We start from the raw sequence: 16,509 nt of genomic DNA on the forward strand, positions 1-16,509 counted from the left end.
AAGAAGGTGGGGGCGTGGCGCCATAGCCCCGCAGTTTAGAGGAAGAGTCCAGGGCCTGGACGACTTCCTTCGGGGAATTTGACGCCGACTTTTCCGATTCTGTTCCCGTCCATGACCGCGACGGTCCACAGCGTGTTGTTCCATTCCACTTGGTCGCCCACCACTGGCGCGCCGCCGACCTTCTGGGTGATGAAGCGACTCAGTGGCATATCCGGGTCGATACCCTCAAGCTTGAGGCCGTACAGGGCCGACACCGCGCCCAGCTGGGCGTCGCCTTCGAGCACAAAGTCGCCGAAGAAGCGCAGGTCGAGACCGCGTTGCGGCGCCTGGCTGAACAGTTTGCCCAGGGCCGGCAGGTTGTGTTCGTGGCCGATCACACAGAGCAAATCGTCGACTTCAAGCACCGTACTGCCCGACGGATGGAGCAGTTGCTGGCCACGGAACAGCGCGGCGATCCGCGTGCCTTCGGGCATTTTCAGTTCGCGCAGGGCCGCGCCGATGCACCATTTTTCTGCGCCCAGGCGGTAGACGAACAGCTCCCACTCGCTGGTAACGTGCACTTCCAGGGCGGCGCGCGAGATTGGCGCAGGGTCTGGCGGTACGGTTACTTTCAGCAGTTTGGCCACCCACGGCAGGCTCGTGCCCTGCACCAGCAGCGAGACCAGCACGATAAAGAACGCCAGGTTGAAATACAGCTGCGCGTGCGGCAGGCCGGCCATCAGCGGGAACACCGCCAGAATGATCGGCACCGCGCCGCGCAGGCCAACCCAGGCGATAAAGGCTTTTTCGCGCCCGTGGAACGCCTTGAACGGCAGCAGGCCGACCATCACCGACAGCGGCCGCGCAAACAGGATCATCCACAGCGCCAGGCCCAGGGCGGGCAGGGCGATGGGCAGTAAGTCATGCGGCGTGACCAGCAGGCCCAGTACCAGGAACATGCCGATTTGTGCCAGCCAGGCCATGCCGTCGAGCATATGCAAAATGCCATGGCGGCTGCGCACCGGCCGGTTGCCGATTACCAGGCCGCACAGGTACACGGCGAGAAAGCCGCTGCCGTGCAGGGCGTTGGTCAGCGCGAACACCACCAGGCCACCGGCGATCACCAGGATCGGGTACAGGCCGGTGGCCAGGTTGATGCGGTTGACCATCTGCAGCATCAGCCAGCCGCCGCCCAAACCGACGATGCCGCCGATGCCGAACTCGCGAATCAGGTGGGTCAGCAGGCTCCAATGCAGGCCGGTCTGGCCGGTGGCGAGCATGTCGATCAGGGTCACGGTGAGAAACACCGCCATCGGGTCGTTGCTGCCGGATTCGATTTCCAGGCTGGCGGTCACCCGTTCGTTCAGGCCTTTGCCGCCCAGCAGCGAGAACACCGCGGCGGCATCGGTTGAGCCGACAATCGCGCCGATCAGCAAGCCTTGAATGATATTGAGGTTGAATAGCCAGGCCGCGGCCATGCCGGTGAGGCCAGTGGTGATCAACACCCCGACCGTGGCCAGCGACAACGCTGGCCAGAGTGCCACGCGAAAACTCGCCACCCGTGTGCGCAAGCCGCCGTCGAGCAGGATCACTGCCAAGGCAAGGTTGCCCACCAGGTAGGCGGTCGGGTAATTGTCGAAGATAATGCCGCCGCCATCGACGCCGGCGATCATGCCCACGGCCAGGATGATCACCAGAATCGGGATCCCCAGGCGGGACGAAAGAGAACTCACCAGAATGCTCGCACCCACCAGCAACGCGCCGATCAAGAACAGGCTGTTGATGGTCGTCGCATTCAAAGGCAGTACTCCAGAACTGGGAAGACAGGGCGCAAACTGACCATGCAGTCTGCGTGCCAGCGATTCTAACCTGTTGAATTGCTGTGCTGTCAAAAAGCTTTTTCTGAATCGCACAGATCCAAATGTGGGAGCTGGCTTGCCTGCGATTGCGGTGTGTCAGTCACTGGGGTATCGACTGTTAGATTGCTATCGCAGGCAAGCCAGCTCCCACAAAGGATCACCGCAGTCAGTTACAGACGAAAGCGCCCCACCATCCCATTCAAATCCACTGCCAGGCGCGACAACTCGCTGCTCGCTGCACTGGTTTGGCTGGCGCCGGTGGCCGATTGCACCGACAGATCACGAATGTTCACCAGGTTGCGGTCCACTTCCCGCGCCACCTGTGCCTGTTCTTCTGCCGCGCTGGCGATCACCAGGTTGCGCTCGTTGATCTCGACAATCGCGGTATTGATGGTGTCCAGCGACAGGCCCGCGCCTTTGGCGATGTTCAATGTCGATTCCGCGCGTTCGGTGCTGTTACGCATCGAATCCACCGCGTGTTCGGTGCCGGCCTGAATGCTGCCAATCATCCGCTCGATCTCGCTGGTCGACTGCTGGGTGCGATGGGCCAGGGCGCGCACTTCATCAGCCACCACGGCAAACCCGCGCCCGGCTTCACCGGCACGTGCGGCTTCAATTGCGGCGTTCAGCGCCAGCAGGTTGGTCTGGTCGGCCAGGCCGCGAATCACGTCCAGCACCTTGCCGATGTCACGCGATTCATTGGCCAGGTCGCCAATCAGCGTGGCGGTGGCCTGCACATCACCGCTCATGCGCTCGATGGCGCTGACGGTTTCCTGCACCAGATCACGGCCGTCACCCGCTGACGTGGTGGCGTTGCGCGAGGCTTCTGAAGTGCTGACCGCATTGCGCGCGACTTCTTCCACGGCGCTGGTCATCTCGTTCACCGCTGTGGCGGCTTGTTCGATTTCGTTGTTTTGCTGGGTCAGGCCGCGAGCGCTTTCGTCGGTAACGGCGTTCAGCTCTTCGGCGGCCGAAGCCAACTGGGTAGCCGAGCCGGCGATGCGTTGCAGGGTGTCGCGCAGCTTGTCCTGCATCTTGGCCATCGCCGCCAGCAGGCGTCCGGCCTCGTCGTTGCCGTCGACCTTGATCGGGCGGGTCAGGTTGCCTTCGGCCACTTCTTCCGCTGCTTCCAATGCCTGGGAAATGGGCAGGGTGATGCTGCGGGTCAGCAGCCAGGCGAACAACAGGGTCAGCAGGGTAGCGATCACCAACAGGCTCACCACCATATTGAAGGCCATGTTGTATTGGTCCTCGGCGTCCTTATTGGTGGTCAGGGCCATTTTGTTGTTGAGCTCCAGCAGGCGCGTGAGCACGGCATTGACCTGCTCGGAGTTGCTGAGCAATTCGGTGTTGAGCAATTTGCGCAGATCGTCGACTTGATTGGCCTGGGAGAAGCTCTTCATGCGCTCTTCAATCTGATGGTATTGACCGAGCAAGCGCACGTACTCGTCGTAGGCCGAACGCTCTTCAGCACCCTCGATGAGTTTTTCGTAGACAGCCTGGGCGGTGCGGATTTGCTGATTACGCAGCTCAAAAGCTTCCAGGGTTTTTTGCTGGATCTCCGGCTCGCGGTTGGTCAGCAGGCGGTACGACAATACCCGCAGGCGCAGGGTCAGTTGGGTGAACTCGTCGAGGGCGCGAATGCTCGGCACGCTGGCCAGGGTGATGTCTTCCGTGGCAGCACGGATCTTGCTCATTTGGTTCAGGGCGAACACACCGAGAAACAACATCAACGCGCCAATCAACGCAAAGCCGAGGAAGGCCCTCGGAGCGATATTCATATTACGAAGCGACATGCGGGAATCCTGGGGGAGAGCGCGATCCGTGCGGCCATGAGACGGTCAGTCCCCCTCTATCGGACGTAGGACTAAAGTCTAAAGGGGGCTGTGCGTTTTTGTCGCATCTGACGAGGGGTTGGGCGGATTCAGGAACCAGATCGGGTAAATGCAGTCACTAAGGCTCGAAAGTGCGGCCCGGCCCTTAAATATCGGGCTGCGCGCCTGGGATAACCCTGGCATCCGAGGTGAATTTTCTTTATCGTCACCGCCCTTTGAAAAAGCCCGAGAAATCAAAATGTTAGAAGCATCCCTCAGCCAACTGGAACAACTGGTCAGCGACCTGGTACAGCAAAATCAGGACCTACTGGGCAGCAACGAATCCCTCAAGGCCGAACTGGCCCGCGCCAAGGATGAAAACGAAAGCCTGCAACTGAACCTGATGGAACAGGAAGAAAAGCACGGCGCTACCGCCGCACGCATCCAGGCCCTGGTTGAGCGTGTGAGCGCAGGTCCTGTCGGCGCATGAATGAAGGCATAAAGGTCGTTTCGATTCTCGGAGAGGATTACTCGATCAAGGCGCCGGACGGGGAAGATCAAACCCTGATGCGCGCCGTGACCATGCTCAAGGCCTCCCTGGCCACCACCAAGAAAAAGTACCCGACCCTGATCGGTGACAAATTATTGGTACTGGCTGCGCTGAACCTGTGCGCCGAGCAGATCGAAATGCAAAAGCACCACCAGCAGGAACTCGACCGTTACCAAGAGCAAGTCAGCGCCACGGTCGAAGTGATTTCCAAGGCGATCGGAACGCCTTAGAACCACGCATCCTGCATCCCCAGGCACGTGTCATCGCGTGCCTCCAGAATCGCCAGTTCATGATGGCAGCTCGGCACTTCCCAGGTCAGGAAGTACCGAGCGGCCTGGAGCTTGCCTTTATAGAAGGCAGCATCCGCCGCATTGCCTTTGGCCAGGCCTTCCTCGGCGCGAATCGCCTGCTCCAGCCAGCGCCAGCCAATCACCGTGTGCCCGAACACCTTCAAATACAGTGCCGAATTCGCCAGGCTGCTGTTGACCTTGCCTTGGGCGAGATCGGTCAGCAGGCCGAGTGTGACGCGCTGCAGGTTGGTCACTAATACTTCCAGTGGTTCTCGCAGTGCGGTCAGTGATGGGTATTGCTGTGCTCGAGCGCCTGTCTCGGCGATCAGGCGGATCAGTTGCTTGAGGCCCGCGCCGCCATTCTGCGCGAGCTTGCGCCCGAGCAAATCCAGGGACTGGATGCCGTGGGTGCCTTCGTGGATCGGGTTCAGGCGGTTGTCGCGGTAGTACTGCTCCACCGGGTATTCGCGGGTGTAACCGTGGCCGCCGAGAATCTGGATCGCCAGCTCGTTGGCCTTGAGGCAGAACTCCGACGGCCAGGATTTGACGATGGGCGTGAGCAGGTCGAGCAGTTCGTGGGCTTGCTTGCGCTCGCTTTCGGTTTCCAGCGTGGTGGTGTCATCGAACAACCGCGCGGCATACAGGCCGAGGTCGAAGGCGCCTTCGACGTAGGCTTTTTGTGTCAGCAGCATGCGCTTGATATCGGCGTGCTGGATGATCGAAACCGGCGCGGTGCCTGGGTCTTTGCTGTCAGGCAGGCGACCTTGTGGGCGTTCGCGGGCGTATTCCAGCGAATAGAGGTAGCCGGCATAACCGAGCATGACTGCGCCCATGCCCACGCCGATGCGCGCCTCGTTCATCATCTGGAACATGCAGCTCAGACCCTGATGCGGCTTGCCGACCAGATAGCCGACGCAATTGCCGTTATCGCCGAAGTTAAGCGCCGTGGACGTGGTGCCGCGCCAGCCCATCTTGTGGAACAACCCGGCCAGCAGCACATCGTTGCGCGCGCCCAGGCTGCCATCCTCGTTGACCAGGAACTTGGGCACGATAAACAGCGAAATACCCTTCACCCCGGCCGGCGCATCCGGCAGCTTGGCCAGCACCATGTGCACGATGTTTTCCGACAGCGAATGGTCGCCGCCGGAGATGAAGATCTTGTTGCCCTTGAGGCGATAACTGCCGTCAGCCGCTGGCTCTGCGCGTGTACGAATATCCGACAGGGATGAACCGGCATGCGGCTCGGTCAGTGCCATGGTGCCGAAAAAGCGGCCCTCGATCATTGGCTGCAGGAAGCGCTGCTTCTGCGCCTCGGTGCCGAAGCTTTCGATCAGGTTGGCGGCGCCCATGGTCAGGAACGGGTAGGAGGTCGAGGCCGCGTTGGCCGACTGGAAGTGCGCAAAGCAGGCTTGCGACAGCAGGGTCGGCAACTGCATGCCGCCGGCGTCGAAACTGCGCGCGGCGTTCAGAAAGCCGGCTTCGAGGAAGGCGTCCACGGCGGGTTTGACGTCCGGGATCAGGATCGCCTTGCCGTCTTCATAGCGCGGTTCGTTTTCGTCGTTTTTGCGGTTGTGCGGCGCGAAGTACTTTTCGGCAATGCTGCGCGCGGTGCTGATGGCGGCATCGAACGTTTCGCGGTTGTGCTCGGCAAACCGCTCGCGCTGGGTCAGGCCCTCGGCATCGAGGACTTCGTACAGCTCGAAAGCCAGATTGCGGGAACTGAGCAGCGTCTCGGACATGGCGGCTTACCTTTTAAGGGAATGGCCGGAGTCTAAGTGCGCAAATAGAGGCTGGATAGCAAGATTGATTTGCGTGATGCAGAGGCAGAACGCGAGAAGGGCGTTGCGAACGCGGTCAATGTGGGAGCTGGCTTGCCTGCGATGAGGCAGTGCCAGCCGACATCTTTGTCACTGACCCGCCGCTATCGCAGGCAAGCCAGCTCCCACATTTTTCCGCGTTTCGTCAGTTAGCCGATAGTCATCAGGCTGGCGTTACCGCCCGCCGCAGCCGTGTTAACACTCAACGCCCGCTCGATCACCAGACGCTCCAGCGCAATCGCCGTCTCGCCCTGTGACAAACCATGCACCCCGACAATCGCCCCACCACGCTGCGCCACTTGCTGGCACACAGCGCGCAGTTGGTCGGAGTCGCCGTGGTGCAGGACCGCGTCGAATACCACCTCATCCTTGGTCCAGTCAGCCACGCGCTTGATCTTCGCCTGAACTTCCCTCGGCAGGCGTGGGAACAACGCTTTAGTCAGGTCAGTTTCCGGCCATACCGCCGAACCGCCGACGGCTAATACCGCCGCCAGTTGCGTCAGCAGATCACCTTCCACGTCCGCCAGACACAGCACGTGCTCGCGGGGCAGGATCGCGTAGCTGTTGCGCTCGCCGGTCGGGCCGGCCAGCTGGCGAGTAATACCGCTTTGCGACTGCGCGGCGAACTGGTTGCACAGGGCGCTCAGTTCGCTGAACTTGTGGCTGTCGGCCCAGGTTTTCAGGGCGGTCAGCGGTTGGCTCATGGCCTCGCGCAGACGCACGTCCGGCGCGGCCAGCTTGTCGCCACGCACGAAGGATTGTTCGATCGCATCGGTAGGACGAGTCGACAGCAGACGGTACAGGTACAGCGGCCCACCGGCTTTCGGGCCAGTGCCCGACAGGCCTTCGCCGCCGAATGGCTGCACGCCAACCACCGCGCCCACGATGTTGCGGTTCACATAGACGTTACCGGCGTGAACATTGTCGATCACCTTGGCGATGGTCTCGTCGATGCGGGTGTGCACGCCCAGCGTCAGGCCGTAGCCGGAGGCATTGATCTGCGCGATGAGCTGGTCGATCTCTTTGCGCTTGTAACGCACCACGTGCAGCACCGGGCCGAAGATCTCGCGTTGCAGTTCGTCGAAGCTTTCAAGCTCGATCAGGGTGGGCATCACGAAGGTGCCGCGCTTGATCTCTTCGCCTTCGGCAATCGCCACCTGGTACACATTGCGGCCTTTGTCGCGCATGGCCTGGATGTGTTTCTCGATGCCGGCCTTGGCTTCGGCGTCGATCACCGGGCCGATGTCTACCGACAGGCGCTCCGGGTTGCCCAGACGGCATTCAGCCATGGCACCCTTGAGCATTTCGATCACACGGTCTGCCGAATCTTCCTGCAGGCACAGAACGCGCAGGGCCGAGCAGCGCTGGCCGGCGCTGTCGAAGGCCGAGGACACAACGTCGATGACCACTTGCTCGGTCAGCGCCGAAGAGTCGACGATCATTGCGTTCTGGCCACCGGTTTCGGCGATCAGCGGAATCGGGCGGCCCTGGGCATCCAGGCGGCCCGCAACGCTGCGTTGCAGCAGGCGCGCCACTTCGGTGGAGCCGGTGAACATCACGCCTTTGACGCGATCATCCCCCACCAGGCGGGCGCCGACGCTTTCGCCCTGGCCCGGCAGCAGTTGCAGCACGCCTTGCGGAATGCCGGCTTCGAGCAAAATGCGCACGGCTTGTGCCGCCACCAGCGGGGTTTGCTCGGCTGGCTTGGCTAATACCGGGTTACCGGCAGCCAGTGCGGCAGCCACTTGACCGCTGAAGATCGCCAGCGGGAAGTTCCACGGGCTGATGCACACCACTGGGCCCAATGGGCGGTGGGCGTCGTTGGTGAAATCGTTACGGGCCTGTACCGCGTAGTAGCGCAGGAAATCCACGGCTTCGCGCACTTCGGCGATGGCGTTGGCGAAAGTCTTGCCGGCCTCGCGGGCCAACAGGCCCATCAACGGCTGGATCTCGCCTTCCATCAAGTCGGCGGCACGTTCCAGGATCGCGGCGCGCTCGGCGGGCGGGGTGGCCTGCCAGATCGGGCCGGCATTGATCGCGCATTGAATGGCGTTGTCGACGTCTTCGACGGTGGCTTCCTGTACATGGCCCACCACGTCACGCAGGTCGGAGGGGTTCAGCACAGGTGCGGCCGGCTCATTGCTGGAGGCGCAGCCCAGCATCGGCGCGGCTTTCCAGTCGTTATGCGCGGTAGCCAGCAAGGCGCAGGACAACGACGCCAGGCGGTGTTCGTTCGCCAGGTCGATACCGGCCGAGTTGGCGCGGTCGCTGCCATACAGGTCACGCGGCAGTGGAATACGCGGGTGCGGCAGGCCGAAGCCGCCTTCCAGCGTGGCCATCTGCTCGATGCTGGCCACTGGGTCGGCCACCAGCTCCTGAATCGAAATAGTGTGGTCCGCAATACGGTTGACGAACGAGGTGTTGGCGCCGTTTTCCAGCAGGCGACGCACCAGGTAGGCCAGCAGTGTTTCGTGGGTACCGACCGGGGCGTACACGCGGCACGGACGGTTCAGCTTGCCCTCGGAAACTTTGCCTACAACTTGCTCGTACAGCGGTTCACCCATGCCGTGCAGGCATTGGAACTCGTACTGGCCGGGGTAATAGTTCTGACCGGCGATGTGGTAGATGGCCGACAGGGTGTGGGCGTTGTGCGTGGCGAACTGCGGGTAGATGGCTTCCGGCACCAACAGCAGTTTGCGTGCGCAGGCAATGTAGGAAACGTCGGTGTACACCTTGCGGGTGTACACCGGGTAGCCTTCCAGGCCTTCAACTTGGGCGCGCTTGATCTCGCTGTCCCAGTACGCGCCTTTTACCAGGCGGATCATCAGGCGATGGCGGCTGCGGCGTGCCAGGTCGATGACGTAGTCGATCACATACGGGCAACGTTTCTGGTAGGCCTGGATCACGAAACCGATGCCGTTCCAGCCGGTCAGTTGCGGCTCGAAGCACAGGCGTTCGAGCAGGTCGAGCGACAGCTCCAGGCGGTCGGCTTCTTCGGCGTCGATGTTCAAACCGATGTCGTAGTGCTTGGCCAGCAAGGTCAGCGACAGCAGGCGCGGGTACAGCTCGTCCATCACACGCTCGTACTGAGCACGGCTGTAACGCGGGTGCAGCGCCGAGAGCTTGATGGAAATGCCCGGGCCTTCATAAATCCCACGGCCGTGAGAGGCTTTGCCGATGGAGTGAATGGCTTGTTCGTACGAGGCCAGGTACTTCTGGGCATCGTGTTCGGTCAGCGCGGCTTCGCCGAGCATGTCGTAGGAATAGCGGAAGCCCTTGGCTTCGAACTTGCTCGCATTGGCCAGGGCTTCGGCGATGGTTTCGCCGGTAACAAATTGCTCGCCCATCAGGCGCATGGCCATGTCGACGCCCTTGCGAATCATCGGCTCGCCGCTCTTGCCGATGATGCGGCTCAGGGACGAGGTCAAACCTGCTTCGTTGTGCGTGGCGACCAGTTTGCCGGTCAGCAGCAGGCCCCAAGTGGCGGCGTTGACGAACAGCGACGGGCTGTTGCCCAGGTGCGGCTGCCAGTTGCCGGTGCTGATTTTGTCTCGGATCAGTGCGTCGCGCGTGCCCTTGTCCGGGATGCGCAGCAGCGCTTCGGCCAGGCACATCAAGGCCACGCCTTCCTGGGACGACAGGGAAAATTCTTGCAGCAGGCCTTGAACAATACCGGCACGGCCGCCGGCGCTCTTCTGATTGCGCAACTTCTCGGCAATCGAGGCGGCCAGCTTGTTGGTGGCTTCGGCCATCTGCTGCGGCAGGCGGGCCTGCTCGATCAGCATCGGCACCACTTCCGGTTCCGGGCGGCGGTAGGCGGCGGTGATCGAGGCGCGCAGTACCGATTGCGGCAGGATGCTTTCGGCGAACTCCAGGAAGCGCTGGTGGGCGTGGTCAGGCTGAACCTCGCCAGCGTCCTCCGCGTCCTTGCTGCCCAAGCCATTGAGCTCGTTCAGGGTTGCACCACCCTCCAGTTTCTCCAGGTAATTGAAAATCGCCTGCTTGATCAGCCAGTGAGGCGTGCGATCAATGGAGGTCGCGGCGGCCTTGAGGCGTTCGCGGGTCGGGTCGTCGAGTTTGACCCCAAGGGTGGTCGTTGCCATCTTTTTATCCTCATGGGTGCCACTACTGCGTGGCATCTGCTGGCGGCAAGATTAGCTTTGCCCATGCAGAGGTGCAACCGGGTGCAACCCAAATTGTTCAGGAAATTTTTGATCGTGATCGGGAAAAAATCCGGCCTTCAGCAAAATCCGCTTTCCCTTGGTGCGTTTACTTCTGAGGTGGGCTGTTCTTGCTCCGAAAAGGAGCAAAAAACCGTGGTTTTGGCCTAAACATGTCTAGGTGCAACTTATTCTCAAGAAACTGGTTGCACCTTATTTGCTTTGTTGAATAGCATTCGCGCCCAAGGTGCAACCGCCTGCAAGGTTCGGTTCATCGGCTGGCGGCTTTCCTGGGGAAACGCCAGTCATAAATGCACGGCACGCAGTCTCGTCTATCCGCTTATCAACGGGTGGCCGTCTGACACAGACCGTCGCTACATAAAAACAAAGCCAGGGCGTCACTCTTATGAGCGTAAGTAATCCTACCCTGATCACATTTGTGATCTACATCGCAGCAATGGTGTTGATCGGCTTCATGGCCTATCGCTCCACCAACAACCTCTCTGACTACATCCTCGGCGGTCGCAGCCTCGGCAGCGTGGTCACCGCGTTGTCCGCCGGTGCTTCCGATATGAGCGGCTGGTTGTTGATGGGCCTGCCGGGCGCCATCTACATGTCCGGTCTGTCGGAAAGCTGGATCGCCATCGGCCTGATCGTCGGCGCGTACCTGAATTGGTTGTTCGTGGCCGGCCGCCTGCGGGTGCAGACCGAACACAACGGCGACGCCCTGACGCTGCCGGATTACTTCTCCAGCCGTTTCGAAGACAAAAGCGGCCTGCTGCGGATCATCTCTGCGGTGGTGATTCTGGTGTTCTTCACCATTTATTGCGCTTCCGGCATCGTGGCCGGCGCCCGTCTGTTTGAAAGCACTTTCGGCATGTCCTACGAGACCGCCCTGTGGGCCGGTGCTGCCGCGACAATTGCCTACACCTTCGTCGGTGGTTTCCTGGCAGTCAGTTGGACAGATACCGTACAAGCCACGCTGATGATCTTCGCGCTGATCCTGACGCCGATCATTGTGTTGCTGGCCACCGGTGGCATCGACACCACGTTCCTGGCAATCGAAGCCAAGAACCCTGACAACTTCAACATGCTGAAAAACACCACTTTCATCGGCATCATCTCGCTGATGGGCTGGGGCCTGGGTTACTTCGGCCAGCCGCACATCCTCGCGCGCTTCATGGCGGCGGATTCGGTGAAGTCGATTGCCAAGGCGCGTCGCATCTCCATGACCTGGATGATCCTGTGCCTGGGCGGCACCGTGGCGGTGGGCTTCTTCGGCATCGCCTACTTCTCGGCGCACCCGGAAGTGGCCGGCCCGGTCAACGAGAACCACGAACGTGTGTTCATCGAACTGGCCAAGCTGCTGTTCAACCCGTGGATCGCGGGCGTGCTGTTGTCGGCCATTCTGGCTGCGGTCATGAGTACCCTGAGCTGCCAGTTGCTGGTGTGCTCGAGCGCGCTGACCGAAGACTTCTACAAAACTTTCCTGCGCAAAAACGCCTCCCAGGTTGAGCTGGTGTGGGTCGGCCGCGCGATGGTGCTGCTGGTTGCCCTGATCGCGATTGCCATGGCGGCCAACCCGAACAACCGCGTGCTGGGCTTGGTGAGCTACGCCTGGGCCGGTTTCGGCGCCGCGTTCGGGCCTGTGGTGCTGATCTCGGTGATCTGGAAACAGATGACCCGCAACGGCGCACTGGCCGGCATTTTGGTCGGCGCGGTCACTGTGATTGTGTGGAAGCACTTCGAGCTGCTGGGCCTGTACGAAATCATCCCGGGCTTTATCTTCGCCAGCCTGGCGATCTACGTCGTCAGCAAGCTGGGCGCACCGACTGCCGGTATGGTCGAGCGTTTTGACGCGGCGGAAAAAGACTACAACCTCAATAAGTAATTCGTCGGGTGTTAAGCGCCCGTTGAATTGGAAAAAAGGCCCGCGTCCTACGGATTGCGGGCCTTTTTTGCGTGTGATTTGGGTTGGTCCGAAGAACTTTCTGATGCGCGCGCGTAGGGATTTACTGATTTGTCTGGGGCGTGCTCAGCAGGGCGCACCCGTAGTGCAGAATCGGCCGCCTACCCTTCGCAGAGAAACACCGGATGTTCGCTCCTGCCAATCAAAGTGCGTTTAACCTGACCCTGGATGGGGTTGCCAGCGACCTCAAGGTCTACAGCTTCCAGGGTGAGGAGGCGCTGAGTCAGCCTTACTGTATCGACCTTGAACTGGTCAGCGAACAGCCCGATCTCGATTTGGAAAGCTTGCTGCATCGCCAGGCCTATCTGGGGTTCGATGAGCAGGGGCATGGGGTGCATGGCCTGGTCTATCGAGTCGGGCAGGGCGAGTCGGGGCGGCGCCTGACGCGTTATCAGATCCGTCTTGTGCCGCATCTGCAGTACCTGGCGCACAGCAGTCATCAGCGTATTTTTCAGCACAAGAGTGTGCCGCAGATTGTGGCGCTGGTGTTGGTCGGGCAAGGCATCCTGAGCGACCGCTTTGAGTTTCGCCTGAGCGGTACTTATCCACTGCGCGAGTACTGCGTGCAGTTCGGCGAGACTGATCTGGCGTTCATTCAACGTCTGTGCGCCGAGGTGGGCATCCACTACCACTTCCAGCATTCGCCCGATGGGCACCTGCTGGTATTCGGTGATGACCAGACGGTGTTCGCCCAGGCCGAACAGCCCACTCCCTACAGCCCCGGTTCCGGGATGGTGGCGGCAACACCGGCGATCAAGCGCTTTGCGATGCAACTGGAAACCCGCACAACAGGGGTAAACCTGCGCGATTATGATTTTCGTAAGCCGCGCCTGACGCTGGAAAGTGCCGTGGCTGGCGAGCAGCTTCCGCGCCTTGAAATGCAGCAGTATCCCGGCCACTTTTCCGATCGCCCCCATGGCAAATACCTTGCGCAGCGAGGCTTGGAGCGCCTGCGCAGAGACTCGAAAGCCGCCCAGGGTGAAGGCGATGATCCCGCCTTGGGCAGTGGCCGGTTCCTCAGGCTTGGCGGGCACCCGCGAGAAAGCTGGAATGATTTGTGGCTGGTCACCCAGGTTTCCCATCAGGGCAAACAACCCCAGGTGCTTGAAGAGGCTGTTACTGAGGCTTCAGGTGAGGATTTACGTCAGGGTTATCACAACACGTTTATCGCCGTGCCATGGGATGTGATTTTCCGCCCGCCCTTGCCTGAATTGCCGCGCCCGAGCATCGGCGGTTATCAACACGCGGTGGTTACCGGGCCTGCCGACAGTGAAATCCATTGCGACGAATACGGTCGGGTCAAGGTGCAACTGGCCTGGGACCGTGACGGGGAACACAACGAGCACTCCAGCTGCTGGCTGCGTGTCGCCAGTGGCTGGGCGCATGATCGTTACGGCTCGGTGCTGATACCCAGGGTCGGTATGGAAGTGCTGGTGGGGTTCGCCAATGGTGACCTGGACATGCCGCTGGTGATGGGCTGCCTGCCCAACGCTGCGAACCCTCTGCCCCTTGACCTGCCGGCAGACAAGACCCGCAGCATCTTTCGCAGCCAGAGCAGCCCGGGGGGTGGCGGTTACAACGAGCTGCGCATCGAAGACCGCAAAGGCGCCGAGGAAATCTACCTGCGTGCCCAGCGCGATTGGACTCAGCATGTGCTGCATGACCAGCAAGTGCAGGTGGATAACCAGCGCCGGGTGAAAGTGGGCGGCGAGTCGCACCATGAACTGCAAGGCGAAGAGCAGCGCATTACCCATGGCAACCGCCTGACTGAACTCAAGCAGGACGATCATTTGGTGGTCGGTGGCTCGCAGCAGATGCGTGCAGGTCGCACCATCCAGATCGGAGCGGGGCAGAGCATCGTCATCGACGCCGGTGCGAGCGTGACAATCCAGGCCGGAGGGCAGTCGATCACGCTGTCGGCGGGTGGGATTTTCAGCAGCGTGCCGATCCAGCTTGGCGGCGCGCCGGCTGCCGCGACTGCGCCGTTAATGCCGGGGATAAAGGAAAAGCTGCTGGCGGTTGTTCCCGCCCCATTAAGCCGCGTGCAAGTGGCCAGCCTGAAACGTAGCGCACCTTTTTGCGAAGAGTGCGAGCGCTGCAAGAACGGCCAGTGTTACCTCCCGCAGCATGGGAATAAAGGTCCGGGACCCTCTGCCGGGAAAGCTGCTGGCGTCGAGCCGGGGTTTCATATCGTGCAGCGCGCAATGTCTCGGGATGCCTTGGAAAAGTCGCTGTTCGAATCGCCCAGTGCGATCGTGCTGGAGCGGTTTCGCAGCCTCAATCCACAACTCACGCAGTACGCCAGGCCGGGGCAAATGCTCGTCCTCAGCGACCCGCTTAATAGCCAATGCACGCGTGAAGAGGCATTGCTGATGGAGGCGGCGAAAGAAGTGAACGATGCACTGACGCCGATGAGCGATGACGAGGCGGCGTTTATGGTTGAGCACCAGCAAGAGGTTGGTGCTTTTTTTGGCGCAGAGTTCGATGGCGTTGGGGGTGGGATCCAGCATGGTGGAAAATCATTTAACGCGGACCAAGTCCGTCCTCGTAGATCTTGAAAAGTTGCACGTCAAAACCTTTCAGGCTCAGGGCAATTTGCAAGGTGCAGAATTTTTCGCCAAACGTCAGAAGCTGTTAACTCAACTGGATAACAGCCTCGGGCCTCTGGTACGCAAAGGAGTTGGCATTGCCGATCACCCAAAGCTCAAAAAAGCATTGGGGATTTCCAGTCGTAGTTTGGTTCATCATTGGAGCAAAGCGGGTGTGTCAGGGGGGATTCCTGGATATGCGACGCATATTCAAAGTGTGGCGCGGGCGAGCCAGTATATGAAGGTCGGCGGGTTTGTCGGTATTGGGCTAGGGGGGGCAGCGTCCGCATTGAAGGTGAAGGAAACGTGTCGAGTTGGAAGTAAAGATAATTGTCAAAGAGTGAAATATACAGAAGGAGGGAATTTTGTCGGGAACGCCGCGGTTGGCTGGTTAGGTGGTGCTTCCGCAGCAGCGGGTGCAGGAACAGTGTGTGTTGCTATAGGTGCAGGTACTGCGGGTTTAGGAGGCATTTTATGTATTTTGGTTGTTGTAGGTGCGGGCACTGCTGCCGGTGGCGCCGTTGGTGCGCTTGCTGGAGAGAGGATCGGAGATTTTATTTATGAGGTGGGGAAGTAATGAAGGGTGAATTTTACGCATTTTATATGTGGTGCTGGTTAGGCGTATTTATGTTCATTTTTTTTACATTTTTGGTTCAGGTTTATTTTTCTTACTCTAAAGTTAATGAGATATTGGAATGCCTAGGTGAGTCAAATATTGTATTGGGTCGTCAATTTCTTCTTGGGGACGGGATTTTCAGTAGATCGTTTTTTGTACTGTTGATTGCGGGGATGCTTGTGTTTCCTGAAATACATATAAAAGACGGCGGGTTTACTCGTGAGGAGTTTGAAGGCGTTCCTTATTGGCTTAGATTTCAACTAAAAGCACTGGTGTGTGTTTTGTTTTTTTTGGTTGGGGTTTGCATCGCTTTATTGTGTATTGGTGAGTATATGGGTTGGCTTAATAAACATTCTTAGACGCTCGGTTATTCGCCGATTGTTTTGCCATATTTTTTCGTGAAGGAACATTATTTTATGCTAATGCAGTCCATACCCCGCACATGGCTATTCCACTCCCCGATTCAACCAGCCAAAAAATTCTTCGTCATGTTTAGCAGCGCCTGCGCCGCCAGGCCTTTGGACGCTTGCCGAACCCTTTCAGCCGGTCTACCGCCCCATCCAATCTGGGCAGGCACGGTTTACAGCGAATGGACTGAGGTCATGCATTGCGTCGCCATGATCGAGCCCGAAAGCCCATTCTTCGACTGGATAGCAACCACCGAATCTACGGATTGGGGCTGGCTGGCGGTATCCAGTATATGAAGGTCGGCGGGTTTATCGGTATTGGGCTAGGGGGGTCAGAGTCCGCATTGAAGGTGAAGGAAACGTGTCGAGTTGGAAGTTCTGCGGAGTGTAAGAAAGTGAAACTCATGGAGGGCGGAAGCTTTTTAGGTTCTGTTGGAGGCAGTGGGGCGGGTGCGTATTT

9 protein-coding genes and 2 pseudogenes are annotated in these 16,509 nt (G+C 59.8%); 6 read left to right on the forward strand and 5 right to left on the reverse strand.

Annotation, left to right across the window (positions count from 1 at the left end):
- Positions 1-35 precede the first annotated feature (35 nt).
- From FPT15_RS08655 to FPT15_RS30325, 3 genes and pseudogenes are all read right to left on the reverse strand, one after another.
- Positions 36-1,778, reverse strand: coding sequence for a potassium/proton antiporter (locus FPT15_RS08655; protein WP_106577559.1), 1,743 nt, complete (start codon positions 1,776-1,778; stop codon positions 36-38).
- 230 nt (positions 1,779-2,008) lie between these two features.
- Positions 2,009-2,881: a methyl-accepting chemotaxis protein gene (locus tag FPT15_RS30320; RefSeq protein WP_370004714.1), complete on the reverse strand. Its 873-nt coding sequence runs from the start codon at positions 2,879-2,881 to the stop codon at positions 2,009-2,011.
- Positions 2,864-3,634 (reverse strand): annotated as a pseudogene (locus FPT15_RS30325) (MCP four helix bundle domain-containing protein); the annotation flags it as partial. The pseudogene FPT15_RS30325 and the gene FPT15_RS30320, both read right to left, overlap by 18 nt.
- 277 nt (positions 3,635-3,911) lie before the next feature.
- Here FPT15_RS30325 and FPT15_RS08665 point away from each other — a divergent pair.
- Together FPT15_RS08665 and FPT15_RS08670 are read left to right on the forward strand one after the other, a co-directional pair.
- Positions 3,912-4,142 (forward strand): hypothetical protein, encoded by a 231-nt coding sequence (locus tag FPT15_RS08665; protein ID WP_145160043.1) that lies wholly within the window; start codon positions 3,912-3,914, stop codon positions 4,140-4,142.
- Complete coding sequence (locus FPT15_RS08670; protein WP_145160045.1) at positions 4,139-4,432, forward strand: cell division protein ZapA; 294 nt, start codon at positions 4,139-4,141, stop codon at positions 4,430-4,432. Before FPT15_RS08665 ends, FPT15_RS08670 begins: the two co-directional genes overlap by 4 nt.
- Here FPT15_RS08670 and FPT15_RS08675 read toward each other — a convergent pair.
- Together FPT15_RS08675 and putA are read right to left on the reverse strand one after the other, a co-directional pair.
- Positions 4,429-6,231 (reverse strand): acyl-CoA dehydrogenase, encoded by a 1,803-nt coding sequence (locus FPT15_RS08675; RefSeq protein WP_145160047.1) that lies wholly within the window; start codon positions 6,229-6,231, stop codon positions 4,429-4,431. The genes FPT15_RS08670 and FPT15_RS08675 overlap by 4 nt on opposite strands.
- 227 nt (positions 6,232-6,458) lie before the next feature.
- On the reverse strand, positions 6,459-10,412 hold the full coding sequence (putA, locus tag FPT15_RS08680; RefSeq protein WP_145160049.1) for a trifunctional transcriptional regulator/proline dehydrogenase/L-glutamate gamma-semialdehyde dehydrogenase: 3,954 nt from the start codon (positions 10,410-10,412) through the stop codon (positions 6,459-6,461).
- Positions 10,413-10,875: 463 nt separating this feature from the next.
- Between putA and putP the strand changes: the two genes are divergently transcribed.
- The 4 genes and pseudogenes from putP (at position 10,876) to FPT15_RS08700 (ending at position 16,001) form a co-directional block, all read left to right on the forward strand.
- On the forward strand, positions 10,876-12,360 hold the full coding sequence (putP, locus tag FPT15_RS08685) for a sodium/proline symporter PutP (protein WP_145160050.1): 1,485 nt from the start codon (positions 10,876-10,878) through the stop codon (positions 12,358-12,360).
- Positions 12,361-12,563: 203 nt separating this feature from the next.
- Positions 12,564-14,567, forward strand: a pseudogene (gene tssI, locus FPT15_RS08690) (type VI secretion system tip protein TssI/VgrG); the annotation flags it as partial.
- Between the two features lie 379 nt (positions 14,568-14,946).
- Positions 14,947-15,603, forward strand: a complete 657-nt coding sequence (locus FPT15_RS08695; protein ID WP_145160052.1) for a hypothetical protein — start codon at positions 14,947-14,949, stop codon at positions 15,601-15,603.
- Positions 15,603-16,001 carry a hypothetical protein gene (locus FPT15_RS08700; protein WP_145160054.1) on the forward strand — a complete coding sequence of 133 codons (399 nt, stop codon included), beginning with the start codon at positions 15,603-15,605 and terminating at the stop codon, positions 15,999-16,001. Before FPT15_RS08695 ends, FPT15_RS08700 begins: the two co-directional genes overlap by 1 nt.
- The last annotated feature ends 508 nt before the right edge of the window (positions 16,002-16,509 follow it).

The organism is Pseudomonas sp. RGB, assembly GCF_007713445.1.
GTDB lineage: Bacteria > Pseudomonadota > Gammaproteobacteria > Pseudomonadales > Pseudomonadaceae > Aquipseudomonas.

Coding starts and splice junctions, on each gene's coding strand:
- putP (WP_145160050.1), top strand. CDS start 10,876: ATGAGCGTAAGTAATCCTACCCTGATCACATTTGTGATCTACATCGCA.
- FPT15_RS08695 (WP_145160052.1), top strand. CDS start 14,947: ATGGTGGAAAATCATTTAACGCGGACCAAGTCCGTCCTCGTAGATCTT.
- FPT15_RS30320 (WP_370004714.1), bottom strand. CDS start 2,881: ATGGCCAAGATGCAGGACAAGCTGCGCGACACCCTGCAACGCATCGCC.
- putA (WP_145160049.1), bottom strand. CDS start 10,412: ATGGCAACGACCACCCTTGGGGTCAAACTCGACGACCCGACCCGCGAA.
- FPT15_RS08700 (WP_145160054.1), top strand. CDS start 15,603: ATGAAGGGTGAATTTTACGCATTTTATATGTGGTGCTGGTTAGGCGTA.
- FPT15_RS08675 (WP_145160047.1), bottom strand. CDS start 6,231: ATGTCCGAGACGCTGCTCAGTTCCCGCAATCTGGCTTTCGAGCTGTAC.
- FPT15_RS08670 (WP_145160045.1), top strand. CDS start 4,139: ATGAATGAAGGCATAAAGGTCGTTTCGATTCTCGGAGAGGATTACTCG.
- FPT15_RS08665 (WP_145160043.1), top strand. CDS start 3,912: ATGTTAGAAGCATCCCTCAGCCAACTGGAACAACTGGTCAGCGACCTG.